This window comes from Meiothermus cerbereus (assembly GCF_051297115.1).
Taxonomy (GTDB): Bacteria; Deinococcota; Deinococci; order Deinococcales; family Thermaceae; genus Meiothermus; species Meiothermus cerbereus_A.
On sequence record NZ_JBEVAL010000017.1, the window covers coordinates 1 to 24,833 of the forward strand.

At 60.4% G+C, this 24,833-nt stretch carries 18 protein-coding genes; 10 read left to right on the top strand and 8 right to left on the bottom strand.

Annotated elements, in window-relative coordinates; all coding sequences use genetic code 11:
- Positions 1-210: 210 nt before the first annotated feature.
- From ABWU19_RS05285 to ABWU19_RS05295, 3 genes are all read right to left on the bottom strand, one after another.
- On the bottom strand, positions 211-786 hold the full coding sequence (locus tag ABWU19_RS05285) for a hypothetical protein (RefSeq protein ID WP_435900720.1): 576 nt from the start codon (positions 784-786) through the stop codon (positions 211-213).
- The gene (locus tag ABWU19_RS05290) at positions 669-1,331 is read right to left on the bottom strand and encodes a transposase family protein (RefSeq protein ID WP_435900721.1); all 663 of its coding nucleotides are present in this window, start codon (positions 1,329-1,331) and stop codon (positions 669-671) included. Before ABWU19_RS05290 ends, ABWU19_RS05285 begins: the two co-directional genes overlap by 118 nt.
- A 146-nt stretch (positions 1,332-1,477) precedes the next feature.
- Positions 1,478-5,974 (bottom strand): glutamate synthase-related protein, encoded by a 4,497-nt coding sequence (locus ABWU19_RS05295; protein WP_435900722.1) that lies wholly within the window; start codon positions 5,972-5,974, stop codon positions 1,478-1,480.
- A 391-nt stretch (positions 5,975-6,365) separates the two neighbouring features.
- On the opposite strand from ABWU19_RS05295, the gene ABWU19_RS05300 reads away from it, so the two are divergent.
- A complete protein-coding gene (locus ABWU19_RS05300) occupies positions 6,366-6,638 on the top strand; it encodes a stage V sporulation protein S (protein WP_027876681.1) in 273 nt (90 codons plus the stop codon).
- Positions 6,639-6,771: 133 nt separating this feature from the next.
- Entirely contained in the window at positions 6,772-7,449 is a 678-nt protein-coding gene (locus tag ABWU19_RS05305; RefSeq protein ID WP_435900723.1) for a zinc metallopeptidase, read from the top strand.
- 68 nt (positions 7,450-7,517) lie between these two features.
- Here ABWU19_RS05305 and cysS read toward each other — a convergent pair whose 3' ends face one another.
- Both cysS and ABWU19_RS05315 read right to left on the bottom strand, forming a co-directional pair.
- The gene (cysS, locus tag ABWU19_RS05310; protein WP_435900724.1) at positions 7,518-8,963 is read right to left on the bottom strand and encodes a cysteine--tRNA ligase; all 1,446 of its coding nucleotides are present in this window, start codon (positions 8,961-8,963) and stop codon (positions 7,518-7,520) included.
- Positions 8,964-9,203: 240 nt separating this feature from the next.
- Positions 9,204-9,641: a type II toxin-antitoxin system RatA family toxin gene (locus tag ABWU19_RS05315; RefSeq protein ID WP_435900725.1), complete on the bottom strand. Its 438-nt coding sequence runs from the start codon at positions 9,639-9,641 to the stop codon at positions 9,204-9,206.
- Between the two features lie 72 nt (positions 9,642-9,713).
- Between ABWU19_RS05315 and ABWU19_RS05320 the strand changes: the two genes are divergently transcribed.
- Positions 9,714-10,946: an aminopeptidase gene (locus ABWU19_RS05320; protein ID WP_435900726.1), complete on the top strand. Its 1,233-nt coding sequence runs from the start codon at positions 9,714-9,716 to the stop codon at positions 10,944-10,946.
- A gap of 87 nt (positions 10,947-11,033) precedes the next feature.
- Entirely contained in the window at positions 11,034-14,855 is a 3,822-nt protein-coding gene (locus ABWU19_RS05325; protein ID WP_435900727.1) for an alpha-amylase family glycosyl hydrolase, read from the top strand.
- 8 nt (positions 14,856-14,863) lie between these two features.
- On the opposite strand, the gene ABWU19_RS05330 is transcribed toward ABWU19_RS05325, so the two are convergent.
- The 3 genes from ABWU19_RS05330 to tkt form a co-directional block, all read right to left on the bottom strand.
- Positions 14,864-15,778 (bottom strand): quinate 5-dehydrogenase, encoded by a 915-nt coding sequence (locus ABWU19_RS05330; protein ID WP_435900728.1) that lies wholly within the window; start codon positions 15,776-15,778, stop codon positions 14,864-14,866.
- A 173-nt stretch (positions 15,779-15,951) separates the two neighbouring features.
- On the bottom strand, positions 15,952-16,143 hold the full coding sequence (locus tag ABWU19_RS05335) for a hypothetical protein (RefSeq protein ID WP_435900729.1): 192 nt from the start codon (positions 16,141-16,143) through the stop codon (positions 15,952-15,954).
- Complete coding sequence (tkt, locus tag ABWU19_RS05340) at positions 16,144-18,105, bottom strand: transketolase (protein ID WP_435900730.1); 1,962 nt, start codon at positions 18,103-18,105, stop codon at positions 16,144-16,146. It lies immediately after the preceding gene.
- Between the two features lie 250 nt (positions 18,106-18,355).
- Between tkt and ABWU19_RS05345 the strand changes: the two genes are divergently transcribed.
- The 6 genes from ABWU19_RS05345 to pnp all read left to right on the top strand — a co-directional run bounded on the left by ABWU19_RS05345 (position 18,356) and on the right by pnp (position 24,811).
- Entirely contained in the window at positions 18,356-18,469 is a 114-nt protein-coding gene (locus ABWU19_RS05345; protein WP_435900731.1) for a cytochrome c oxidase subunit 2A, read from the top strand.
- A 3-nt stretch (positions 18,470-18,472) separates the two neighbouring features.
- The gene (locus tag ABWU19_RS05350) at positions 18,473-18,955 is read left to right on the top strand and encodes a cytochrome c oxidase subunit II (protein WP_435900732.1); all 483 of its coding nucleotides are present in this window, start codon (positions 18,473-18,475) and stop codon (positions 18,953-18,955) included.
- Between the two features lie 12 nt (positions 18,956-18,967).
- A complete protein-coding gene (locus tag ABWU19_RS05355) occupies positions 18,968-20,650 on the top strand; it encodes a cbb3-type cytochrome c oxidase subunit I (protein ID WP_435900733.1) in 1,683 nt (560 codons plus the stop codon).
- Positions 20,651-20,736: 86 nt separating this feature from the next.
- A complete protein-coding gene (locus ABWU19_RS05360) occupies positions 20,737-21,894 on the top strand; it encodes an MFS transporter (RefSeq protein ID WP_435900734.1) in 1,158 nt (385 codons plus the stop codon).
- Positions 21,895-21,964: 70 nt separating this feature from the next.
- A complete protein-coding gene (gene rpsO / locus ABWU19_RS05365; RefSeq protein ID WP_435900735.1) occupies positions 21,965-22,234 on the top strand; it encodes a 30S ribosomal protein S15 in 270 nt (89 codons plus the stop codon).
- A gap of 432 nt (positions 22,235-22,666) precedes the next feature.
- Complete coding sequence (pnp, locus tag ABWU19_RS05370) at positions 22,667-24,811, top strand: polyribonucleotide nucleotidyltransferase (protein WP_435900736.1); 2,145 nt, start codon at positions 22,667-22,669, stop codon at positions 24,809-24,811.
- Positions 24,812-24,833: the final 22 nt, after the last annotated feature.

Genomic DNA, 24,833 nt, shown 5'->3' on the forward strand with positions numbered 1-24,833 from the left:
TGGTTTCCACCCCAAAATCCTAAAGTCAAGGTAGAGGGGTGCGGAATGTGGGATAAGTGTCTCCATAAGCGAAATGCAAGATGCCGTACCGAAAGTTCGCTTTAGGAATTGCGCCAAGTATGCATTGACTCATTCCGCTGGTTTTGCCAATCTGCCCTGGCGCAACTTAAATGCTCTTCATAGTCTTTGAGCCAGTCACCTAGGCTTTTATCACGATCCGGACAAAAAGCGATATAGGTCGTGCGTGTTTGCGGAGAAGTGTCGGGTGGAGCGGAGTGCGGGGCGGTGGTTGAGGTGAAGGAGGTTTAGGACAACATCCCTGAGATACATCATCCCGGCAGCCCCCTTGCGGGTTCGGCAGGCGTCCTCGCCGAACACGGTGTCGCGCTTGTGGTGGAGGCGGTTCTCGACCTCCCAGTGACCGCGCCAGAGGGCGTAGAAAGCGCTCCAGGAGATGGCGTAGTCGGTCTCCTCGCTGACCTCGCCGGTGGACTTGTGGGTGATGTGGCGGTGCATTCGGAGGGCGTGGGTAGAGGCCGCGAAGCCTGAGAGGCTCTGGGGCATGGGGGCCAGGCTCAGCGTCCAGATCCAAAGCTGGCCGCTCCTGACCTCGTGGTGCAGGTACTGGTCGGCGGGGCCGGGGGGGTATTCGGCGAAGGCCCACTCGATCAGGTGTTTGAGGTCTTTCTGGTTGTCCTTGACCGCGAAGAGGTAGCCCCCTTTTGCTCCACGGCCTTCTGGGCCAAGGCCTTGCTCGTCAGCCCGGCATCGCCGGTTATCAGCCAATCCACCCCCAACTCCTCCATCCGTGCCAGTCGCACCAGCAGCCCTTCTGCGGCCTGGGCCTCGGTGGTCGTGACCGTGGTGCCGCCCAGACTCAGCCCCAGCCCCTGCACCAGGGCCGACAGGAACACCAGGGCCTCCTCCCCCTTCCGCCCCCGCCTCGTCCCCCGCAGGTGCTTGCCGTCGGCAGCCACGGCCAGGGTCTCCTCCCGGCCCACCGCCCTCAGCACATCCCTCCCCCAAGCCAGCATCGCCGCGCTCATAGCCTCCAGCTCCGCCTCCAGGAACCAGAAGAAGCGGTACACCGTAGCCTGGGCGGGCAGTTTTCGCTCCCCGTAGCGATTGCGTATCTTCAAAGTGTTTAGCAAATACTTCTGCTCGTCCTCGATCCACTGCGCTATCGCCAGGATGTTCGTGCGCCCGCTCCCCAAGGCCATCAGGCTCATCAGCATCAAGTCCTCCCACTCGTGCTCCGTCTTCAGGTACTCCCTCGGGTCGGGTATCTCCGCCAGGTACGGCAGCGGGCTGGGTATCTGTACCGTGTTCATAGCCTCTTATGATAAAAGCCTACCAGTCACCAACATTACTACTGCGTCCTGTGCAGGGTGCGATAGTGTATGTGGCAGTCCTCTCTGCGCCGGCACAGCTCGAGGTGGAGCGGCTTTGGGGCCACCCCACCTCGCCATCGGATTGCCTACTCGGTACTAACTTCCTGCACCACTTGCTGGTTGATGGGCAGCACCATGCGGAAGTGGGACGCTGGGTCGGCCAGCAGCCGCAGCAGCCGCTCGGCCTTGTCCTCCCGCTCGGCAGCCCGCAGGGCATCAAGGTAGGCGCTCATCAGTTCGCGCACATCGGCAATGCCCCGCTCGTCCAGCTTTTGGATGGCCACTTTGGCCCCCTTGGCCAGCCGCCGGTGCATGGCTTCTTCGTTCAGGCCCATCTCGGGCCAGTAGCGCAGATAGACCCGCCCCCCGGTCATTCCAGAACAGATCCAGGGGCCCGGATCGCCCAGCACCACCGCACGCCCACGGGTCATGTACTCGAAGGCAAAGCCCTTGGCCTGGGCGCGGGCCGCGATGTTGCCGAGTTCGTCTTGTACAGGACGGTCGGGCTCCCCGGCCAGCACCACGTCGGCCCCCGAAAGGCGGATGCAGAAACGGCTGTCGGCCTGCCCTTCCACAATCAACAAGCCCCCAATGGCCCCATAAGCGAACGACTTTCCTACCGAACCGTCCACATACTGGCCAAAGGGGTTGCGGCCCTTGAGGATTGCCACCTTGCCGCCATAGGCGTTCTTGGCGATGCCATCCTGTGCACCACCCTCCACCACGATATCCAGCCCCTCAACATTGAAAGCAGCCACTCCGTTGCCGGCCACACTCCCCGCATCGAAGCGGATTTCTACCCTGGCATCCCAGCCCTTGCCGTACAGACGGCGGCGGGCAATTTCGCCGGCCAGGTGTGTTCCCAAAGCCCGGTCGGTCGAGCCTACCGGCCCCTCCTGGAACAACAGCTCCCGTCCGCCTTCGGCATAGGCCTGGGTAATCACCTCGGTAATCGAGCGGGTGAGCTGGTTCAGGGGTTTGCGCAGCACATGGGCCGAGCGTTCGCCCAGCCACTCCGGGGCCGAGACTGGTTCAAAGAAGTAGCCAAGATCCAGCTCGTCGGTGTGGCCTTCTTGCACCAGCAGATCGCTGCGGCCCACCAGCTCACGCAGGCTTCCAGCCCCCAGCGCGGCGACCAGGCGACGCAACTCCTGGCCCTTGGCCCCAAAAAAGGTGGTCAGCTGCTCCACCGCCCGCTCGAGCTCTTGGGGTACAAAGCGCTTGAGCCCGTGGGCCTGGGCTTGCTCGGTGGTCTCGATCTGGGTAGCGATGCCCACATGGCAGGTGTCCATCTGGCACTGGCGGCAGATGGTACAGCCAATCGCCACCATGGCCATGGTCGCCATGCCCACCCGGTCTGCGCCCAGGAGCACCATCCGCAGGGTGTCGTAGGCGGTTTTGAGACCCCCATCGGCCCATATTTCGACCTTGTCGCGCATGCCAGCCCGCACCAGGGCCCGGTGGGCTCGTCGCACGCCAATTTCCACCGGCAAACCGGCGTATTTGAGGGCATGCCAGCGGGCCGCCCCCGTACCCCCCTCGAAACCTGAGAGGGCAATCACGTCGGCACCGGCCTTGGCAATGCCCACCGCGATGGTGCCAATACCGGGGATCACCGGCACCTTGACCGAGACCTTGGCCTTGGGGTTGACGGTCTTGAGTTCCTCGATGAGCTGCGCCAGGTCTTCGATGGAGTAGAGGTCGTGGTTGTTGGAGGGGCTGATCAGGTCTACCCCCGGAACGGCGTTGCGGGCTGCCGCCACTTTGGCGGTAACTTTTTTGCCCGGCAGGTGGCCCCCTTCGCCCGGTTTGGCCCCCTGGCCGATTTTAATTTCGATGAAGCCCGCCGAGTTGAGCATGTAGGCATGCGCCCCAAAGCGGCCCGAGGCCACCTGCTGGCCGCGCCAGTGGGTATATTTACCCAGCATATCGGGGATTTCACCCCCCTCACCGTTAATGCAAACCATGTTGAGCTTCTTAGCCGCCTCGATGTAAGCCCGGAAGCTGGCCTCACCCTGGGAGCCAAAGCTCATGGCCGTAATCACAAAAGGCAGGGAGTGTCCCCCCACGCTCAGGTCTACTTCTTCGGGGTTGACCTCGGATTTGTTGGGGAACTTGACCCCCAGAAGCTGCCGGGCTGCCACCGGCGATTCGTGCTCGAGCCCCCTTACCTTCTCCTGGAAGTGTTCATAAGGGGACTGGCCCGAGGAAACATCCATAGCCGCCTTAAAAATGCGGGAGTTAAAGCGGAAGTCCTTGGCTGGAGGAACTTTCTCGGCGTTGAGCAGGTTGAGCCGCTCCAGAAGGGTTCGCTCGAGCTCCAGCAAGCCGTAGCCAGCCTTTTCGGAACCCAGGAAGTTGCGGATGCCAAAATGTTCAGCCAGCTCGGGTTTGAGGCCAATGGCACTGAAGATACGCCCATAGCCGCGCAGCTCGTGGATGCCCATGGTAGAGATAACCTTCTCCAGGCCCTTCTTGAGGCCCTCGAGCAGGTTCTGCAGGCCCAGGGTACCCTTGCTGGCCTGGGCCTTGTGTTGCATCAGCCAGGGGGCTATTGCATCGGCTCCCAGCCCCAGGCAGACCGCCAGGTCGTGCAGGTTGCGTACCCCGCCGGAGTGCACCAGCATCGAGGTGCGGCGGCGCAGGGAAATTCCTTCCTCGTCGCGGGCCTCTTCCAGGGCCTTGCCAATAGCCGCCAGGGCCAGGTAAACATCTAGCCAGACGCCCCCCTCGAATGCACCCCGATCCGAGAGCACCAGCAGTTCGGCGCCCCCCCGAACCGCCGCAACAGCCGCCTCTTGCAAGCGCCGCAGCCCCGCAGCAATACCCTCTTCAACCGAAAACTGCAATGGCAGCACAGCATGCTTGAAGCGGCGCAGGGCTTCCTCATAGGTCAGGGTGCCATGCCCCTGGACAATGGTCAGGGTGGCAGGCGAGGTTTCCTCGAGCAGAATCGGCACCACCAGCTCTTCCACGTGGCCTGCCCCTCGCCCATCCGGCAAAGGCCGTCGGCCCAGAATGCTGCGGGTGGAAAAATGCTCGATTTCACGTTCGCGGTCGATGGCCGGGTTGGTTACCACCGCCACGGTCTCTTTAAAAAACTCCGAGAGGTTGGGTTTTTCCGGGTTCAGGGCCGCAATCGGGCCATCGTAGCCCAGCGAGCCAATGGGCTCGTTGCCGCTTTCTGCAAGGGCCTCGAGGTAGCCCGCATCCCAGCGATCCCAACCGTAGGCCCGCTCGAGGTTCAAGGAAGGCGGCGCAGGCTTGTCTTCCACCTGGGCCTCGCTGCCTCCGGCCACCGGGGGAAGCCCGTGGTAGCGGGGCCCGGCCAGGTGAGCCGCATAGCCCTCGAGGTTGTGGGTCTTGGTCAGGATGCGCTCGAGCACCTGTCGCTGGTGGCGGTCGAAGGGGAAAAGGCGTGTCCCTTCGGGGGTCAGGCGAAGATACATCTTTTCGCCGGGCGCAAAGGGGCGCGGTTCAGAAACGAACTCCTCCACCGTAAAGACCCCACGCTCCGAGCTAAAAACGTATTCCGAGTCGGTCTCGACAAACCACAAAGGACGCAGCCCCATGGCATCGGTGCCGAATACAGCCTCTTCGCGGTGGCGCGTCACCAGGGCGGCAGGCCCCTGGGCCAGTGGACCGAAGCGCTGGCGCAGGTTCATGTAGAGGTCTTGCAGGGCCGGGGAATAATTTTTAATCTCGCCCAGAATAGGCGGAAAAGCCACGTCCATAGCCTCGGAGAGGGAAAGACCAAATCGGTACAGCAGTCCCTCCAAAATCCGGTTCAGGTCTTGCGAATCAGAGCCACCCGTGAGCGGTATGCCCAAAAAGCGGCCTTCACGCCGCAGGCGCTCAATAGTGTTGATTTCACCGTTATGTCCCAGCAAGCCAAAGGGCTGTACCGCCTCGAAGGTGGACATGGTGTTGGTGGAGTAGCGGTTGTGGCCCAGGGTAATGGTGGATTTGTACTCCGCCCGCGACAGCTCGGGAAAATAGCGCTTGAGAATTTCGGCGGAACCCCGCACCTTATAGACCACAGTGGCCGTCGAAAGCGAAACCACGTGTACCGGAAAGCGTTGCTCGAGCAGCAAGCCCAGCTCCCACAGGGGCCCATCACCATCGGTGGATAGGCCGGCCACCTGGTAGAACAGCGGCTCAGTGCGCTTTCCCACCGGCCCCAGCACGCGGCTGTTGGTCTCTCCTTTTCGCTCCAAAAGCAGCTTGATGCCCCGCCTGGAACCCTCTACCCTGAACAGGTCAAATAGCTCCTGAATGCGAGTGCCTTCGCTTTTAGGTATAAAAAGGTGCCCCACAAAGAAACGGGGGTTTTGTGCCAGGTTGCTATCGAGGCCAGCTTCGTACAGGTAGCCCGCCCAAAGCTCGCGCGGGAGGTCGGTCTGAATGCCTGTGCCATCGCCTTCCCCCCGAATCAAACCTGCCCGGTGCGCCATTCTGTAGAGGCTTTCGATGGTACGCTGCACATTGGCATGACTTGGGCGCGCACTCTTTTCGGCAATTGCGATAATTCCGCAAGCGTCGCGTCCATTTGGTATACCAGGGTATGCCTCACTAAATCTCATTTATCAGACCTCCGGGGTTGAACTTGATGTAGGGGGGAACCTTCGCATAAGTTTGCGAAGATTTGAAGCAGTATACGAACCACCCTGGCCCCAGTCAATACAACCTGCCCGTGCAAAACTCGCGCAATTCGCAGTACAGGACAAAAATACCCAAGGCCTCACCCGTGGGCATTGGGCGGTTTGCAGCCGGTCTAGAATAATCCTTCAACAACGCATTTTATTGACACTGCCTTGCCTTTACTCCTACAATGCAGAAAGGAGCGTTGCACCTGGTGGTACGCCCAAACCCCATGAGGGCAAAAGTGGGGCCGAGCATGGAGCACATCAAGCAGCCTTCGTATATTTAAGTGTCCTCTTCGCTAACCCTGTGGACGGTGTACTAGGAGGTTTTGTGGAAACGCTGCGTGTATCCAGCAAGTCACGTCCCAACTCTGTAGCAGGCGCTATCGCCGCGCTGCTGCGCTCCCAGAGCGAGGTCGAGGTGCAGGCCATCGGCCCCGAGGCAGTCAACCAGGCCGTCAAGGCCATCGCGATTGCCAGGGGTTACATCGCCCCAGACAACCTGGACCTGGTAGTAAAGCCCGCCTTTGTGAAGCTCGAGCTCGAGAGCGAAGAGCGCACCGCGCTTCGCTTCACCGTGCGCAGCCAACCCCTGCAACCATAGCCCTAAGCGGTTTACCCTGGCCTTCAAGCCAAAGATTGGGCCGCGGGGGGAGCTGTTGATGCTTCGCAGGCCCTGGTGACCCAAGACTCAGAGCGCTCATATACAGTTTGCTACCTTATACGTGTAGGAGGAGATGATGACGATAACGTTCATTCTGATGATTGCAGTTTTTGTGGCCACGCTGTTTATACAGTTCTGGCTGCAGCGGACCTATGCCCGCTACAGCCGGGTAGCCAACAGCCGGGGTGTCACGGGTGAGCAGGTGGCCCGGGCGATTCTGGATGCCTACGGCTTGCACAACGTGCGGGTAGAAATGACACCGGGCGCCCTGACCGACCACTACGACCCCATTGCCAAGGCTGTGCGCCTATCCGAGCCCAACTTCCACTCCCCCTCGGCAGCCGCCCTGGCGGTAGCGGCCCACGAGGTGGGTCATGCCCTTCAGGATGCCAAAGGCTATGCCTGGCTGCGGGTGCGGCACAGCATCCTGCCGGTAGCCAACCTGGGCAGCATGTGGGGACCCTGGATTTTCCTTATTGGGATGTTCATGGGCGCCGCTGGCCTGATGAACATTGGCATCTGGCTCTTCGCCGCCGCCGCACTGTTCCAGCTGGTAACCTTGCCGGTAGAGTTCGACGCTTCGAACCGTGCATTGAGCATCCTCAAGAAGATGAACTTTCTGGATAACCGCGAAATTGGCGGGGCTCGAGCGGTTCTGACTGCCGCCGCCATGACCTACGTGGCCGCACTGGCCAACTCCCTGGCTACCATCCTGCACTACGTAGCCATCATGAACTCGCAGCGCGAGTAAGCGCTGTGAAACCAGCTAAAGGCCCCGCTTAGCGGGGCCTTGTGTTTGGCATGAATATGAAGAACACCCTATACGCTCACCTTCCACTTGGGGCCTTCACGGGTGTCCTCGACCACGACCCCCAGCTCGATTAGGCGGTCGCGGATCCGATCCGACAGGGCAAAATTGCGGTTTTTGCGTGCCTCCTCGCGAATCTCCAGCAGCAGTGAAACCAGGCCCTCGAGCAAGGCCCCACCAAGCTGGTTTTCCAGCACCCGCGCCGGGAAAAGCCCTAGCACACCTTCTCCTAGCTCGGCAAAAACCCGTTCGGCCTCGAGCAAGCTCTCCCGACCGGGCCGTTCGGCCAGGGCTTTGTTGAGGTCGGTGACAAAGTTGAAGAACGCAGCAATGGCCTGGGCCGTGTTCAAGTCGTCGTCCAGGGCTTCGGCAAAGGTCTGTCGCAGCGTTGTGGCAGCCCGCTCCAGCCCGGTGTGCCGACCAGAGGGTGCATGGTGAAGCAGGCGGCGTATTTCACGGTAGGCGTTTAGCAGGCGAAGGTAGCCGTTTTTGGCCGCCTCGAGGCCCTCGTCGGTAAAGTCCAGCACACTACGGTAGTGACTGCCAAGCAAGTAAAAGCGGATGTACATGGGCTCATACCTGGCCCGTAGCTCGGCCAGGGTGATGAGGTTGCCGGTGCTTTTGGACATTTTCTGACCATTGAGCAGCACGTGGTAGTGGTGCATCCAGTAGCGGGCAAAGGTGTGTCCGGCGGCCTCGGCCTGGGCAATTTCGGCCTCGTGGTGGGGAAACTGCAGATCCACCCCGCCCGCATGGATGTCGAAGCCGTCGCCCAGGTATTTGAGGCTCATGGCCGAGCACTCAATGTGCCAGCCGGGGAATCCCACCCCCCAGGGCGAGTTCCAGCGCATGATGTGCTCCGGTTCGGCCCGCTTCCACAGGGCAAAGTCGCGGGGGTCTTCTTTCTCTTCGCGCACCTCGACCCTTGCCCCCGCTTCCTGGTCTTCAATATCGCGGTTGGAGAGCTTGCCAAACTCGGGCCAGCTTCTGACCCGAAAGTAAACCGAGCCATTCGCCACATAGGCATGCCCCCGCTTTAGCAAAGCTTCTGTCAGCTCGATTTGCTCGGGAATGTGCCCGGCAGCCCGGGGGGTAATATCGGGGCGCAGAACGTTCAGGGCCTGCAACTCATCGAAGTAGCTCCACATGTATTTTTCGGCTATTTCCATGGGCTCTAAGCGCTCGAGCCTGGCCCGCCGCAGAATCTTGTCTTCACCTTCATCGGCATCGTCGGTAAGGTGGCCCACATCGGTAATGTTGGACACAAAACGCACCCGGTAACCCTGGTGCCGCAACCAGCGTCGCAACACGTCATAGACGATGGGGCCGCGGGCATGCCCCAGGTGGGGGTCGGAGTAAACCGTAGGGCCGCAAACGTAGATTCCAACGTATCCGGGCGTGGCCGGAACGAAAGTCTGTTTGGCCCTGGCCATGGTGTTATAAATTTGCAGTGGCATACTAAGGCTCCGCTGAAGATGGGTGAGTGAGTTGGGAGGGAAAAACCCCAGCTCGGTTGGTTATTGCTTACCAGGCCAACCGCGTCTGGCTCTTTTGGCTCCACGGTCTAGGCATCGAGGTCTCCTGTTAAAGCAGTGCTATGAAAAAAGCCGGGATGGAGGCTCGAAGCACACCACAACCCCGGCGACAAGACACCCTTAACATCGTGGAGCAAAGCTCATAAGCTAGATTATATCACTTCAAGCCGCAGCGCAGCGTTCCTTTAGGCCGCGCAATAGGTCGTCGATGTTTTCCTGCATGAGCTTCTTGACCAGTTTTTGCAGCAAGCCGCCAAAGATGGGGATGTTGAGTTCGTACTCGAGCTTCAGCACGGCCCGGGTGCCTTCGCCTTCGGGCAGGAAGGTCCAGGAACCCCGGTAGACATCGAAATCGCCCTCTTTGCTGTCGAACTCGTTGCGCAGCTCGTCATCGAACCAGCGCTCGTCCTCGATCCAGTGCACTTTTTTGCCCATCGCAACCGCCACAAAGCGGGTACGCGAGGTGGTTCCGTGGTCTTCCAGGACCTCGAGGGTTTCCACATCCTTGAGGTAGGGTTTGAGGCCGGCCAGGTCTCGCGCAGCGGCGTAGACCTCTTTGGGGGGCTTGGGAATGTACAGTTCGGAGATCACTTCTGGCATAGCGCTAGTTTACAGCCTCGGCAGGCCAGATCACCCTGCTGAAATACCGCCCTGGTAGGATAGGCTTTGGGCATGTCGACTTTTGAAGAAAAGCTCCGGCGCTTCGCCGAGGTAGCCATCAAGGTTGGGGTGGGTTTACAACCAGGCCAGAAGCTGTTTGTGAATGCCAATGTCGAGGCCCTGCCGCTCACCCGTCTGGTGGTGGAGGAAGCCTATAAGGCGGGCTCGAGGCTGGTGGTCACCCAGCTATATGACGAACAGCTCAACCTGGCCCGCTACCGCCATGCCCCACGGGACTCCTTTGAGGAGTACGCCGCCTTTATGGTGGAGGCCCGGCTCAAGGCCCTGGACGAAGGCTACGCCTGGCTCAGTATTCTGGCCGACGATCCAGAGCTTTTGCAGGGGCAAGACCCCGAACTAATCCGTCAAGCCAGCCAAACAGCCGCGCGCTACAGCAAGCCGTTCTCACAGCGCATTAGCGGGTTTGCCACCAACTGGTGCATCATCGGAGCGGCCTCCCCGCGCTGGGCCCAGATGGTCTTTCCCCATCTTCCCCCGGAGCAGCAGATGGCGCATTTGTGGGAGGCCATTTTCCGGGTCAGCCGGGTAGACCACAAGGACCCTGTGGCAGCCTGGACAAACCATATCGAAAACCTCGAGCGCCGGGTACAACACCTCAACGCCAGGCGCTACGCCGCCCTGCACTTCCGGGGTCCCGGTACAGACCTTCGGGTGGGGCTGGCCGACGGGCACCTCTGGGCAGGCGGGGCGGGCCGGGCACAAAACGGAGCCCGCTGTGTGCCCAACCTGCCCACCGAAGAGGTATTTACCACCCCCCACCGCGAACGGGTAGAAGGCTGGGTACAAAGCAGCAAACCCCTGAGCCTGCATGGCAACCTGCTCGAGGGCATCCGGGTTCGCTTCGAGCAGGGCCAGGTGGTGGAGGTCTACGCCAGCAAAGGCCAGGAGATACTGGAGCACCTTCTCCAGACCGACGAAGGGGCAAGGCGTTTGGGGGAGGTGGCCCTGGTGCCCCATAGCTCGCCTATAGCGCAGTCGGGGCTGCTCTTTTACGAAACCCTCTACGACGAAAACGCCGCCAGCCACATCGCTTTTGGCGCCAGTTACGATGAGTGCCTGGAAGGAGGCCATACCCTCTCGCAGGAGCAAAAGCGGGCCGCTGGCGCCAACAATAGCCTGATCCACATCGACTGGATGATTGGCTCGGGTCAAATCGAGGTAGATGGAATCACCCAAAACGGCCAGGTTGAAGCGCTGATGCGAGGTGGGGAGTGGGTGGATTGAGCTCCGCTTTATTGATTAGCCAAAGGCGCAGCACTCCCGCCCCCTAAGCGAGTGGCTGATAAACTTTGGGTAGAGCGGAGGGATTTTGTGGGCTGCCATCAGACCAGACCGGGAACTTTTGAGTTTCACGTATCTAAAAGCGCACGTGATTTCTACCAGTTCGACCTCTCGCCATTCTCGCTCAGTGGGAATGTGATCTTTGCCGACTTTGAAGCAGCCCGGCGCTTTGCCGAGGCCATGAACGCCAGGCGCGACCTGCTTAACCACCCCGAGCAAGCCGTGGGTGCCAGCCAGCTCAACGCCATGGGCCTGATCGACGAGATGCTACACCTGATCGTGCGGCAGTATGTTGAGCAGCATCCGGCTGTTATGCGGCGAGCGCTGGCCGCGCTGGAGGAACGCCTGGGTTCTGTGGAACTCGAGAAAACCCTGCGCACCTTTGCCGAGGAGTTTCCGCCCATACGGGTTTACCGGGGCGAGATTGCGCTCGAGGCCTACCTGGCCGAGGCCACCGAAGGCCGCTCCAACCGCGAGGTTGTGCTGGAAGAAATGCTCATGCTCTGGATGGCCAACGCCAACCCGGCCTTCGGCCCCTTTGCCGAGCTGTTCGATGACGGCAACCTCGAGCGCTCCACAGCCTACCTGTCCATCATCCAGAACCTCGAGGCCTTCTTCGAGGGTCAGCCGGCCTTTACCGAGACGGGCCTTTCCCTGTTCAAAACCCTGCGGCTGCCCGCATTGCAGCACCCCGACTCGCTCGAGGCCCAGCTCGAGTTCTTGCTCAGGCGCTTTGGTGGCAGCCTGGGGCGCTTTTACTTCAAATTGCTGGTGGCGCTGGACATAATTCGCGAATCGGCCCGCTCTTTTGCGGCCCCCGTCCAGTTTGACCAACCGGGCGGCGGGGGCAGCCAAAGCGAGATGCTCAACCTCAAGCGGCTGTCCCAGGAGCCCGAACCCGAGGCCTTCAGCCCCGACCTGGACTGGATGCCCCGCCTGGTGCTTATCGCCAAAAACACCTACGTATGGCTCGATCAGCTCTGCAAAAAATATCGGCGCGAGATCAAGACCCTCGACCAGATTCCCGAGGAAGAACTCAACCTCCTGCAAAGCTGGGGCGTAACGGGCCTGTGGCTGATTGGATTGTGGGAACGCAGCAAGGCCTCCCAGCGCATCAAGCAGATGATGGGCAACCCCGACGCCGTGGCCTCGGCCTACTCGCTTTACGACTACGTAATTGCTCAGGACCTAGGCGGCCAGGCCGCCGTAGAGGTGCTGCGGCAAAAAGCTGCCCGTCACGGCATCTACTTGGCCTCAGACATGGTTCCCAACCACGTCGGGATTGACGGGCGCTGGGTGATGGAGCACCCCGACTGGTTCATCAGCCTGCCCTATCCGCCCTACCCCAACTACACCTTCAATGGGCCAGATTTATCGGAGGACGAGCGGGTGGGCATCTTTCTGGAAGACCATTACTACGACAAGTCCGATGCAGCCGTGGTGTTCAAGCGGCTCGACCGTCAAACCGGCGATGTGCGCTACATCTATCATGGCAACGACGGTACCGCCATGCCCTGGAACGACACCGCCCAGCTCAACTACCTCAACCCCGAGGTGCGCGAGGCGGTCATCCAGACCATCCTGCAGGTGGCCCGGCAGTTTCCCATCATCCGCTTCGACGCCGCCATGACCCTGGCCAAACGGCACATCCAGCGGCTGTGGTGGCCCGAGCCAGGGGGCTCGCCCTGGGGGGCCTCGGTTCCCAGCCGGGCCGCCTTCGCCATGAGCAAAGAGGAGTTCGACCGGGCCATGCCCAAGGAGTTCTGGCGCGAGGTGGTGGATCGGGTAGCAGTAGAGGCCCCGGATACGCTGCTGCTGGCCGAGGCCTTCTGGATGATGGAGGGCTACTTTGTGCGTACCCTGGGCATGCATCGGGTCTACAACTCAGCCTTTATGAACATGCTGCGCGACGAGAAAAACGCCGAGTACCGGCAGATCATGAAGAACACCCTCGAGTTCGAGCCGGAGATTCTCAAGCGCTTCGTCAACTTCCTCAACAACCCCGATGAAAAAACCGCTGTGGAGCAGTTTGGCAAGAGCGACAAATACTTCGGGGTGATGACCTTATGTGCGACCCTGCCGGGCCTGCCCATGCTGGGCCACGGGCAGGTGGAGGGCTTTGCCGAACGCTACGGCATGGAATACCGCCGGGCTTACTACGACGAAACCCCGGACGAGGGTCTGGTGGAGTACCACCGCCAGCAAATCTTCCCCCTGCTCAAGATGCGCCATCTGTTCGCCGAGGTTGAGAACTTCGTGCTGTATGACGCCCATGTTGGCGACCCCCAAAACAGCCCCGGTATCGCCAGTGCTACAGAGGAAACCGCACATTCGGTCAACGAAGATGTTTTTGCCTTTTCCAACCGCTTCGGGAACGAACGGGCTTTGGTGGTCTACCATAACAAAAGCGCCGTGGCTCGGGTCTGGGTGAGGCAGTCGGTTCCACAGCCTTTCAAAGCCGCTCAGGGGCGCGAAACCCAGCAACTGGGGCTGGGCCAAGGTTTGCAACTTGCCCACGACCCCCGCACCTTTAGCATTTTCCGCGACCTGGTAACGGGCCTCGAGTACCTGCACAACAATCAGGCCCTGCACGAGCACGGGCTCTACCTCGAGCTCGGCCCCTACCAGCGCAAGGTGCTCCTGGACTGGCGCGAGGTCTACGACCACGACGGCACCTATGCCCGCCTGGCCCAGGTGCTGGGCGGGCGCGGGGTACCCAGTATGGACGAAGCCCTGCAGGAGCTCTGGCTGGAACCCATCCTACAACCCTTCCGCACGCTCTGTAGCCCCGGCCTGTTCCAGCAGCTCTTAGCCAGCCAGGGCAAACTGGATACAGCCCTGCGTGAAGAGGTACAGGAGAAGCTACTGGCCCTCTACCAGGGAATAGATGCCCATGCCACCCGCAGGCTGGCCCTGTTGCCGGTGCAGCAGGTGCTGAAGCGTCTGGAGGGCGCACTCAGGGTGGCCGCACAGGACGAACTGGTAACCAGCGGCGCGCTTCTGGGCTGGGTGTTCACCCACGGCCTGGGCATGCCCGATAGCAACCGCGCCCACCTGGAGGAGTGGCGTTTGGGGCGGGTACTCGAGCAGACCCTGACCGAGCTAGGGCTGGATGGTAAAGCAGCCCGGCGCGCAGTGGACCTGACCCGGCTGCTCATCCGCCAGAGCGAGCTGGCCCAGAAGCCCACCCGCCTGGCCCAGCAACTGCCCAAGACACTGCAAGACCCCGATCTGCAAGGTTTTTTGCAGGTCAACCGCTTCGAGGGCCAGGTCTACTTCAACAAAGAAGCCCACCAGGCCTGGCTCGAGGGCCTGCGCCTGCTGGCCCAGGCTCTGGCCTTTGCCCAGCAGCAGACCCCCACCCAGGTCGAGAAGGTACGCAAGGCCTGGTCGGCCCTGAGCGAAAAGCTCAACCAGGCTGCCGAGGAATCGGGCTTTACAGTAGAACAATACCTGCAAAGCCTCGCCCAAAAACCCACCCGTGCCAAGTCCCAAGCAGCAAAAGGCAAGACCTCGAGGGCCAAAGCAAAGCCCCAAAAGCACAAAACAACAGCCGCAAAGAAGCCCAAAAGCAGGGCAAAGACCCAAAGCCCTGGCCCCGACGACCTAAAGCGCATCTGGGGCATTGGCCCCAAGGTATCGGCGGCCCTGCAAGCGGCTGGCCTCACCACCTTCGCCCAGCTCGCCGAGGCCCGAGAAGAAACCCTGCGGGCAGCCTTGAGCGCCGCCGGGCTGCGCCTGGCCCCCAGCCTTGGCAGCTGGGCCAGACAGGCCGCCTACCTGGCCAGAGGCGATGAGCGGGGCTTTGTGGCCTACAAGAAAAGACTCACCACCAGGCGCAGGCTGTCCTGAGCGTTTTTTTATCCTGCGGCGGGCTGTAGTTCGGTTACCTCAGGCTGCAGCTTGAGCCGGGCGATGTACTCGAGGTAATCCGCCTCGCTCAGGGGGTATTTTCCTGCCGCAGCCACAATAAAAGCCTCCATCACGTTGGTGCCAAAGCTGCGGCCCTCCAGGCGGGGGGTGGTGGTAATCAGTCTGGCAACCCCCCGCGCCCGCATAAACTCGAGGTCCTCCGGGGTGGTGGTGTTGGTCAGAATAACTTTGTCCCGCATATCCTGCGGCATAAACCGGCGTATAAAGTGCCAGTCCCCTGCCACTACATCGGCCCACTCAAAATAGCGCTGTCGCCAGTCCTGCACCTGCTTTTCCTGTTTTTCACCGGTGGGGTAGAGCCACTGGAAGGGCAGCTGGGTAATGATGGGCAGCAGGATATAGGCAATTTTTTGCAGCAGCGACAGGCGGTAAAGCGGAATTGGGAGCCCAAGCCCGAAAATTAGGTCACCATACAGCACCTGGGCCCCCGCCTCATCAAGCGCCTCGGCCAGCCCGAAGCGGTCCACCGCGCTGGGAATGAGCACCTTTTTGTCTTTCCAGCCGATGTGGGCCTCGAGCAGCCGGATAGCGTTGCGCTCGAGGGTGTGCTTCAGCCCCGAGCCGTCCAACATGGGGGTTTTTTGGGCAGCCCTGGCCATCCGTTCCGCATCACGAAAGGTGTAGCGGCGGTTGCCCGCATACACATACAGGTCGGCGCCCCCCAGCCCAAAAGCGTCCACTTTGCCATCCAGTTCCTTGACCAGCTCAATGGCCTTCTCCCAGCTCCCATCGGTTCCGATGCGCTCGAGCACAAAGGTCTCCCCCAGGCTCTGCACATAAACCTCGGCCCTGGAATTTCGCTTGGATGAACCTATCGAAACACTCACCACGTGTTTGGGCATGGCTCACAGTCTACTATCCCGGCCCAATTGCACGGGCAGGCCAAAGTGATTCCAATCGCAGTTGAATCCCCCCATCGTTCGATTTGGATCCGGTCACAGCCGACTGCATTCGAGCGCTCCCCCTGCCGGTATTCCGGGGGCCACGGTGCAGGTTGGCGCGACAACAAACACCTTCAGGGCGCAGCAATCAACCGCAGCAAGCCTAACAAGGCCAGACCCAGCGCTGCCCCCCACAAATACCGGGCCGTTCGCTTGCTGGCCGCTCCCTGGGCAGCCATGGCCCAGACCAGCAGACCCAGAAGGGTCGCCGCCAGGGCCAGGGTAAAGAGCAGGGCGGGCAGATTCGAGAAGATGGCCTGAAACATTCAAACCCCCAACAGGGACTTCACTTCGGCGGCCACCCGCTCCCGGGTAAAGCCCAGTTTGCTGTAGACGTCGGCAAAAGGTGCGCTGGCACCAAAGCGCTCGAGGCCCAGCGTGCGATGGGCGTAGCGCTCCCAGCCTAGGGGCGTACCGGCCTCGAGGGCCAGGGTGGGCAGGCTTTTGGGCAGAATCCCTTGGCGGTAGTCCTCGGGCTGGGCTTCAAAGGCCTCCCAGCACGGCAGCGAGACCACCCGCACCGGTATGCCTTCTTCGGCCAGCAGCTTCTGGGCCTCCAGCGCCAGCGAAACCTCCGAGCCAGTGGCCACAATGGCGGCCCTGGCCTGGGGCACATTGGAGAGGATATAGCCCCCGCGCGCCACCCCTTTAGGCCGCACATCGGTCAGCACGGGCAGGGCCTGGCGGGTCAGGATCAGGGCAGTGGGGCCGTCGGTACGCTCCAAAGCCATCTTCCAGGCCACCGCGGTCTCGTTGGCGTCGGCGGGCCGTATCACCCACAGGTTGGGGATGGCCCGCAGGCTCATCAGGTGCTCGATGGGCTGGTGGGTGGGGCCGTCCTCCCCTACCGCAATGGAGTCGTGGGTAAAGACAAAGATGGTGGGGGTTCCCATCAAGGCCGCCATCCGAATAGCCGGGCGCATGTAGTCCGAAAAGACCAGGAAGGTGCCCCCATACGGGCGCAAAGCACGGCTCAGGGCGATGCCGTTCATGGCAGCCCCCATGGCGTGCTCACGCACCCCATAGCGGATGTAGCGCCCGCCAGGGTTACTGGCGCTGAAATCGCTCATATCGGGGGTGCGGGTGTTGTTGGAGGGGGTCAGGTCGGCAGAACCGCCCACCAACTCCGGCAGCACTGGAACCAGCTTTTCCAGCACCTTGCCGGAGGCCGCCCGGGTAGCCAGCTTCTCGCCAGCAGCAAAGCTGGGCAGGTGGGTTTCCCAGCCCTGGGGCAGTCGGCGCTCGAGCCGACGGCGAAACTCGGCTGCTTTTTCCGGGTGGCTCTGGGTATAGGCCTCGAGCTTGGCCTGCCATTCGGCCTGGGCCTTTTCGCCCCGCTCAATAGCCTGACGGTAGTGGGCATACACCTCGTCGGGAATTACAAATGGCTCGTAGGGCCAGCCTAAAGCCTGTCGGGTGGCCGCCACTTTTTCAGGCCCCATGGCATCGGAGTGGGCTTTGTGATGCCCCGCCAGGGGCGAGCCAAACCCAATTATCGAGCGTACTGAGATCAGGCTGGGCCGGGGGTCGGCCTGGGCTTCGAGGAGCGCCGCACGAATGCCCTCGAGGTCTTCCCCATGCACGCCGGGCACCACATGCCAGCCATAGGCCTCGTAGCGCTTAAGGCGGTCTTCGGTGAAGGCCAGTTCGGTGCTGCCGTCAATGGAAATTTCGTTGTCGTCGTAAAGCACAATCAGCTTGCCCAGCCGCAAATGCCCGGCCAGCGAGGAGGCCTCCCCGCTTACCCCCTCCATCAAGTCGCCATCGGAAGCAATCACATAGGTGTAATGCTCGGCAATTTCGCCAAACTCGGCCACCAGCTTGCGCTCGGCGATGGCTATACCCACCGCGGTCGCAATCCCCTGCCCCAAGGGGCCGGTGGTCACCTCGACCCCAGGGGTGTGGCCATACTCGGGGTGTCCGGGCGTCCTGGAGTCCCATTGGCGAAAGCGCTTGAGTTCTTCCAGGGGCAGGTCGTAGCCGCTCAGGTGCAGCAGCGCATACAGCAGCATCGAGCCGTGGCCCGCCGAAAGCACGAAGCGGTCACGCGCGGGCCAGCCAGGGTCTTTGGGGTTGTGCTTTAGAAACTCCGTCCAGAGCACATAAGCCGCTGGGGCCATGCCCATCGGCATCCCCGGGTGGCCCGATTTGGCCTGCTCGACGGCATCCAGGGCCAGCATTCGAATGGCGTCAATCGAGACTTTTGCAATGGGGGGTATCTGGGTCATACCCAGCAATCATACCGCCTCCTCGCATATTGACATCCGGTTCAGGGTCAGGCTTTTGTCATGCGCCGATCGCTATGCCCAGCGCCTCACATGCCGCACCCAAAGCAAGCAAAGCCTCTGGACACAAAGCGTTGAAGCAGTTGGCCCACTAAGAAAAGTCCTTGATTCGCCCAAAACACCGGGACATTCTTCCTAGGGACACATGTCCTCTAACCAGATTCTTAGACTCCCCGAAAGGGGGAAGCAACCTATGGAAGAAAAAGAACAACGACCCGTTGGTGCCTTGCTTGTAGTCGGAGTGGTCACGGTTTTTATCCTGGCCTTTTGGTTTTTCCTCTTCTTCACGCATCTTGCAAGGGGTTAAAACATGGAACACAACGAGCACATCATAGAGCGCTATGAGCGGGCCTGGATTTTTTTTGGCCTGGGAATGATAACAGTTTTTATTATCCTGGTCGGCTACATGGTGCTGACCATGGGCAATACCATCCCGGTCAGCACGGGGCGCATTGACGCCACCAAGGTTCGAACCGAGGGTGACTTTGCCAACCCCAGGGTTGAGCAGGTGGGCAACGAATACGTGGCCTATGTGCAGGCTTTCGCCTTTGGCTACCTGCCCACAGAGATGAAGTTCAAGGCAGGGAAGAAAGTGACCTTTTACATCACTTCACCCGATGTTCAGCACAGCTTCCAGATCGCAAACACCAACATCAATGTGCAGGTCATCCCCGGCGAAATTGCCAAAGTTAGCTACACCTTCAAGCAACCTGGTGAATATCGGATAATCTGCAACGAATACTGCGGCATAGGCCACGCCAATATGATCAGCAAGCTGATCGTGGAACCCTAAAAGGAGTGCCGAATGGCTGTTAAATCAATTTCCAACTACGACGCTTACGCTGCCGCCCCAGAAAAAAAGTACGCCCTGTACATGATCATGCTGGGCTTTGCGGCGCTGGCTTTGGGTACTTTATTTGGCCCCTTGCAAGCTTTCAACTACGGCGGCCTCGACCTTTACCCGCTGCTTAAGCCGGTCTTCCAGAACTACTACCAGGGCCTCAGTTTACACGGTGTACTGAACGCCATTGTCTTCACCCAGCTCGTTGCCCAGGCCATCATGATTTACTTACCAGCACGCGAATTGGGCCTTCGTCCCAACATGAAGCTGGCCTGGGTCTCCTTCTGGATGGCCTTTGGTGGCCTGTTTATCGCCGCCATACCCCTCTTGCTCAACGAAGCCTCGGTATTGTACACCTTCTACGCACCCCTCAAGGCCCACTGGGCTTTCTATGTGGGAGCCGCCATTTTTGTGTTGTCGAGCTACGTAAGCATCTACCTGGCGCTCGAGCTCTGGTTGCGCTGGCGCAAGGCCAACCCGGGGAAAATCACCCCTATCGCCACCTACATGGCCGTAACCTTCTGGCTGATGTGGCTTCTGGCAAGCTTGGGGCTGGTGGTGGAGGCCTTGTTCCTGATCGCCTGGTCTTTCGGGCTGGTAGCTGGTGTAGACCCGCTTCTGATGCGCACTTTGTTCTGGTACACGGGCCACCCCATCGTGTATTTCTGGCTGCTGCCCGCTTACACTTTGGCTTACGTAACCCTCCCCAAACTGGCAGGTGGAAAACTGGTCTCCGACCCCCTCTCGCGGTTGGTTTTCCTTCTGTTCCTGCTGTTCTCTGTACCGGTAGGGTTCCACCACCAGTTCGCCGACCCCGGAATCGCCCCCTACTGGAAAATGATCCACACCGTCCTGACCATGTTCGTGGCGGTTCCCAGTCTCATCACCGCATTTACCATTGCAGCTTCGCTGGAAGTCGCAGGGCGGGCCAACGGTGGCAAGGGTCTACTGGGTTGGATTGGCGCACTGCCATGGAACAACCCCACAGTTCTGGCCTTCCTGCTCGGCTTTCTGGCCTTCATTCCAGGGGGCGCAGGGGGCATGGTTAATGCCAGCTTCAACCTCAACCAGAACGTCCATAACACGGTCTGGATTCCTGGTCACTTCCACCTGCAAGTGGGCACCCTGGTAACCATGGCGGCCATGGGCACGGCCTTCTGGTTGATTCCGCACCTGACCGGCAAACCTTTGGTAGCCAGAGGAATGGCCGTGGCCTCACAGTGGCTGTGGTTCCTGGGCATGTTCATCATGACCTTTGCTTTGCACTGGATGGGCGTCCTCTACCAGGTACCCCGCCGCACCCATATCGCCGGCAGCCCCGTCGCTATGGAAGCCTATAAGGAAAGCTCGGCCTGGATGGTCTTGAACATCGTTTCTGGGGTCATTCTGCTCATTGCAGCCATCCTGTTCTTCTACGTGATATTCGCCACCGCTCTGCAAAACCGCCGAGAGCCCAGCCAGGTAATGGCCGAAGTACCCTTTACCGAGGTGATATCGAAGCCTGAGGGCAGTGGGCTTGCCCAGCTTACCGAACGGGTCTGGTTCTGGTTTGGCATCGCGGTGCTGCTGGTGGTGCTGGCGTATGGCCCGGTGCTCTTCCAGTTGTTCACCAACATGAACCCAGTTCCAGGCCAACGGCTCTGGTAGTCTCTCCCTCGAGGTATACCCCTGGCGGTAGTCAGGGGTATTTCTTGCTTTTTGTCCAGCAAAGCGCAGGGAGTAGATTGTAGGCGATGAAGAAGCTGCCCCGCGAAGTGTATGTGCTTGGAGCGGTCAGCCTATTTACAGATATAGCTTCCGAGATGGTCTATCCCCTTCTACCCCTATTTCTAACCGGGGTATTAGGTGCCTCCACTACGGTAGTAGGTCTGGTAGAGGGCATCGCCGAAGCCACCGCCAGCCTGTTCAAGGTGGCAGGGGGGCGCATTTCCGACCGAATGGCAGCCCGAAAGCCGCTCATTTTGCTGGGCTATGGCTTCCCGGCCCTGCTGCGGCCTGTGCTGGCCGTGGCAATGGCCCCCTGGCAGGTGCTGGCCTATCGCTTTTTAGATCGTGTGGGCAAGGGTCTTCGCACGGCTCCGAGGGACGCCTTAATAGCAGAGGTGACCAGCCAGGATAGCTACGGGCGAGCCTATGGGTTCCACCGCGCCATGGACAGCCTGGGTGCTACCATTGGGCCCCTGCTGGCTTTTTTGCTATTGCCGCTACTGGACTTTCGAGGGGTTTTTTGGGTTTCAGTCATTCCTGCTGTTTTAGCCACCCTGGTCATCCTGTTCTTTTTGCGCGAAAAGCGCGGCCTGGCCAGACCACTACCCCCCCTTCGGCTTTCAGCTTTCTCACCCCGGTACCGCTGGTTCCTGCTGGTAACGGGGGTGGCCACACTGGGGCTTTCCTCCAATGCTTTCCTAATTTTGCGCTTGAATGATTTAGGGCTAAGTGCGGCCCAGGCCACCCTGGTTTACACCGCATACAACCTGCTGTATGCCCTTATGGCCTATCCGCTGGGAACACTGGCCGACCGGGTAGGGGCTAAAGCTCTGGTAATGCTAGGTTTCTTGACCTACGCACTGGTCTACCTGGGGTTCGGGCTAAGTAGCACTGGCTGGCAGGGAATTCTTCTATTTTTGCTGTATGCCCTGTACAGTGCAGCCTTCGAAGGTAGCAGCCGGGCCTACCTGGCCCAGGTTATTCCTGCAACCGAGAAGGCCAGCGCCATTGGGCTATACCATACCTTAGTGGGCGTGCTGCTGTTTCCGGCCAGCGCTATTTTTGGCTTCCTGTGGCAACATTTTGGTTCCAGCATAGCTTTTTTTACCGGAGCTGCCCTGGCCCTCTCAGCGCTCATCTTATTTTGGCTTGACCCCACATCGAAGCGCAGCTATACTTCTTAGCTGGCCCCCAATATGGGCCAGGAGGAAGCCCCGGTCAGCAGACTGCGGCTCACCCGACAAGGAGATACCGATGCCATTCGCAAGAGAAGAAAAAGCCAGCGTTATCGAAAAGCACGCCCACAAGCCCGGCGATACCGGTTCCACCGAGGTGCAGGTAGCCTTGCTCACCGAGCGGATCAACCGTCTTTCGGCCCACCTGACGGCCAACAAGAATGACGTTGCAGCCAAGCGGGGGCTGTTGACCATGGTGGGCCAGCGCAAGCGGCTCCTGGGCTACCTGGAGAGCAAAGACAAGGCCCGCTACAAGGCGCTAATCGAAAAGCTTGGGCTGCGTAAATAACTAGAATCTCCGGGGGCAGCCCCGGATGTTCTCTTTCGTGTACAATATGTTGGACTCGGTAAGCGGGGCCGGGGGTTTGGCTCCGCTGAAACCTTAAAACATGCTTTCTTTGTTTTGGGCTCAATTGCAAGCCATCGTCTGGAATATGTCCCACCCCGCATCTGGCCTGTTTCACCCCCCAAACGAGTGGTGTGCGCAACTCTTCGCTCTAGAGCAGTTTTCTCGTAGGGCCGGTGGCGCATCTGGTGCTGTGCCAGCGGCAACACCATATGCGGTGTGCGCCGTCCCGGTAAAAAAGGGCGAGCTTTGGCAGGCAGGTGCAGGAAGAGCCATGGCGTCGGCTATTGGTGTTTTGAAACCGACCCGTGCGTAGAGCGCCATAACAGTCTTCACAGCGTACCCAGCGCTATAACTGGGCATTTAGGAGCAGCTATGAACGAGGAAAATCCAATACCCCAAGCACGCCGCTACAGCGTAGACGTCGGGGGCCGCACACTAACCATCGAGACCGGTAAATACGCCAAGCACGTGTCTGGCTCGGTTTGGGTTACTTACGGCGAGACCGTGGTGATGGCCACCGCCCAGGCTTCCGATGCACCCATTCAGGCCGATTTCTTGCCCCTAACGGTGGAGTTTGAAGAGCGGCATTATGCCGTAGGACGCATTCCGGGCAGCTTCATGCGCCGCGAAGGGCGACCAGGGGAAAAAGCCATTTTATCGGCCCGCCTGACCGACCGTCCCATTCGTCCGCTGTTTCCCAAAGGTTTTCGCCATGAGGTACAGGTTCTTCTTACCGTACTCTCGGCAGATCAGGAAAACACCCCGGACATCCTGGGGCCCATTGCGGCCAGTGCGGCCCTGATGCTCTCCGATATTCCCTGGGATGGCCCTATAGCCGCGGTGCGGGTAGGTTTACAGGACGGGCGTCTGGTTTTGAACCCTGTGGCCCAGGAGAATAGCCAGCTCGACCTGGTGGTGGCTGGTTCTAAGGAGGCCATCATCATGGTGGAAGCAGGGGCACAGGAGGTCTCGGAAGACCGCTTGGTAGAGGCCCTCGAGTTCGCCCACCGGGCCATGCAGCCCATCCTCGAGCTACAAGAGCAGATGCGCGCAGAACTGGGCAAGCCCAAGTTTGCCTATGAGCCCCCGGCCAGACTGGACCCCGATACCCAGGCCGCCCTTTACCAGCGGGCTATGGAAAAAGGGCTCTCGAGCGTCCTGCAAACTGCTTCCAAAGGTGAGCGCTCGGCTGCCCTGGAAGCCTTCGCCCAGGCCCTGCTGGAAGAGTTTGTCCCCCCTGCAGAGGATGGCTCGGTTGACCTGGAGCGGCGCAGGCTGCTGGCAGACGGCTTTGATGAGGTGGTCAAGCAAGAACTGCGCCGGCTCATTTTGCAGGAAAACAAGCGGGCCGACGGTCGCACCCCAGAACAGGTACGGCCCATCTGGATCGAGCACAACGTGCTGCCCAAACCCCACGGCTCGGCCATTTTTAGCCGGGGCGAAACCCAGGTGCTGGGTGTCGTCACGCTGGGCACCGGACGCGATGCCCAGCTGGTAGACGACCTCGGCATCGAGACCGAAGACCCCTTCTTGGTGCACTACAACTTCCCCCCCTATTCCACCGGCGAGGTCAAGCGCCTGCGCGGGGTGAGCCGCCGCGAGGTAGGCCACGGCAACCTGGCCAAGCGGGGTCTGCGGGCTGTTCTGCCTTCGAGGGAGGAGTTCCCTTACACCATCCGGGTGGTGGGCGACGTGCTGGAGTCGAACGGTTCTTCCAGTATGGCCACGGTGTGCGCAGGCTGCCTGGCCCTACTCGATGCCGGGGTTCCACTCAAAAAGCATGTCGCTGGTGTGGCCATGGGCCTGGTTAAAGAAGGTGAGCAGGCGGTGGTGCTGACCGACATTCTGGGCCTGGAAGACGCCCTGGGCGACATGGACTTCAAGGTCACGGGCACCCGCGACGGCGTTACTGCGCTGCAGATGGACATCAAAATTAAGGGCCTGACGCCCGAAATCATGCGCTCGGCGCTGTACCAGGCCCGCGAGGCCCGCCTGCACATCCTGCGCCTGATGGAAAAGGCCGTGCCCACCCACCGGGCCGAGATGAAACCCCAGGTGCCCCGCATCCTGACCCTCAAGGTTAACCCCGAAAAAATCGGGGGCATTATTGGGCCTGGGGGCAAGAACATCCGCCAGCTCGAGGAGCTGGGTGTACAGATCGACATCGAGCAGGACGGCACCATCCGGCTCTACAGCGCCAACGCAGCCGCCGCCGAGGAGGCCAAAGCCCGCATCCTGGGCCAGACCGCCGAGGCCAAGGTGGGTGAAATCTACGAGGGTACAGTTACCCGAATTACCAACTTTGGCGCTTTTATTGAGATTTTACCTGGCAAAGATGGCCTGCTGCACATCAGTCAGCTTGCCCAGGGGCGGGTAGAAAAAGTCGAAGACGTGCTTTCGCTGGGGCAGAAGATTAAAGTTAAGGTCAACAAGATTGACGAACAAGGTCGGGTTGACCTGATTCGCCCGGAGCTCGAGGGCCTGGTCGCCCCGCGCAAGCCGTCCACTCGACGATAACACCCAACTGGGTTGGCATTGA

Excerpts from the sequence above, each read along its gene's own strand:
- ABWU19_RS05290 (WP_435900721.1), bottom strand. The coding sequence starts at position 1,331 with ATGAACACGGTACAGATACCCAGCCCGCTGCCGTACCTGGCGGAGATA.
- ABWU19_RS05295 (WP_435900722.1), bottom strand. The coding sequence starts at position 5,974 with ATGAGATTTAGTGAGGCATACCCTGGTATACCAAATGGACGCGACGCT.
- ABWU19_RS05305 (WP_435900723.1), top strand. The coding sequence starts at position 6,772 with ATGATGACGATAACGTTCATTCTGATGATTGCAGTTTTTGTGGCCACG.
- cysS (WP_435900724.1), bottom strand. The coding sequence starts at position 8,963 with ATGCCACTGCAAATTTATAACACCATGGCCAGGGCCAAACAGACTTTC.
- ABWU19_RS05315 (WP_435900725.1), bottom strand. The coding sequence starts at position 9,641 with ATGCCAGAAGTGATCTCCGAACTGTACATTCCCAAGCCCCCCAAAGAG.
- ABWU19_RS05320 (WP_435900726.1), top strand. The coding sequence starts at position 9,714 with ATGTCGACTTTTGAAGAAAAGCTCCGGCGCTTCGCCGAGGTAGCCATC.
- ABWU19_RS05330 (WP_435900728.1), bottom strand. The coding sequence starts at position 15,778 with ATGCCCAAACACGTGGTGAGTGTTTCGATAGGTTCATCCAAGCGAAAT.
- ABWU19_RS05335 (WP_435900729.1), bottom strand. The coding sequence starts at position 16,143 with ATGTTTCAGGCCATCTTCTCGAATCTGCCCGCCCTGCTCTTTACCCTG.
- tkt (WP_435900730.1), bottom strand. The coding sequence starts at position 18,105 with ATGACCCAGATACCCCCCATTGCAAAAGTCTCGATTGACGCCATTCGA.
- ABWU19_RS05345 (WP_435900731.1), top strand. The coding sequence starts at position 18,356 with ATGGAAGAAAAAGAACAACGACCCGTTGGTGCCTTGCTTGTAGTCGGA.
- ABWU19_RS05350 (WP_435900732.1), top strand. The coding sequence starts at position 18,473 with ATGGAACACAACGAGCACATCATAGAGCGCTATGAGCGGGCCTGGATT.
- ABWU19_RS05355 (WP_435900733.1), top strand. The coding sequence starts at position 18,968 with ATGGCTGTTAAATCAATTTCCAACTACGACGCTTACGCTGCCGCCCCA.
- ABWU19_RS05360 (WP_435900734.1), top strand. The coding sequence starts at position 20,737 with ATGAAGAAGCTGCCCCGCGAAGTGTATGTGCTTGGAGCGGTCAGCCTA.
- rpsO (WP_435900735.1), top strand. The coding sequence starts at position 21,965 with ATGCCATTCGCAAGAGAAGAAAAAGCCAGCGTTATCGAAAAGCACGCC.
- pnp (WP_435900736.1), top strand. The coding sequence starts at position 22,667 with ATGAACGAGGAAAATCCAATACCCCAAGCACGCCGCTACAGCGTAGAC.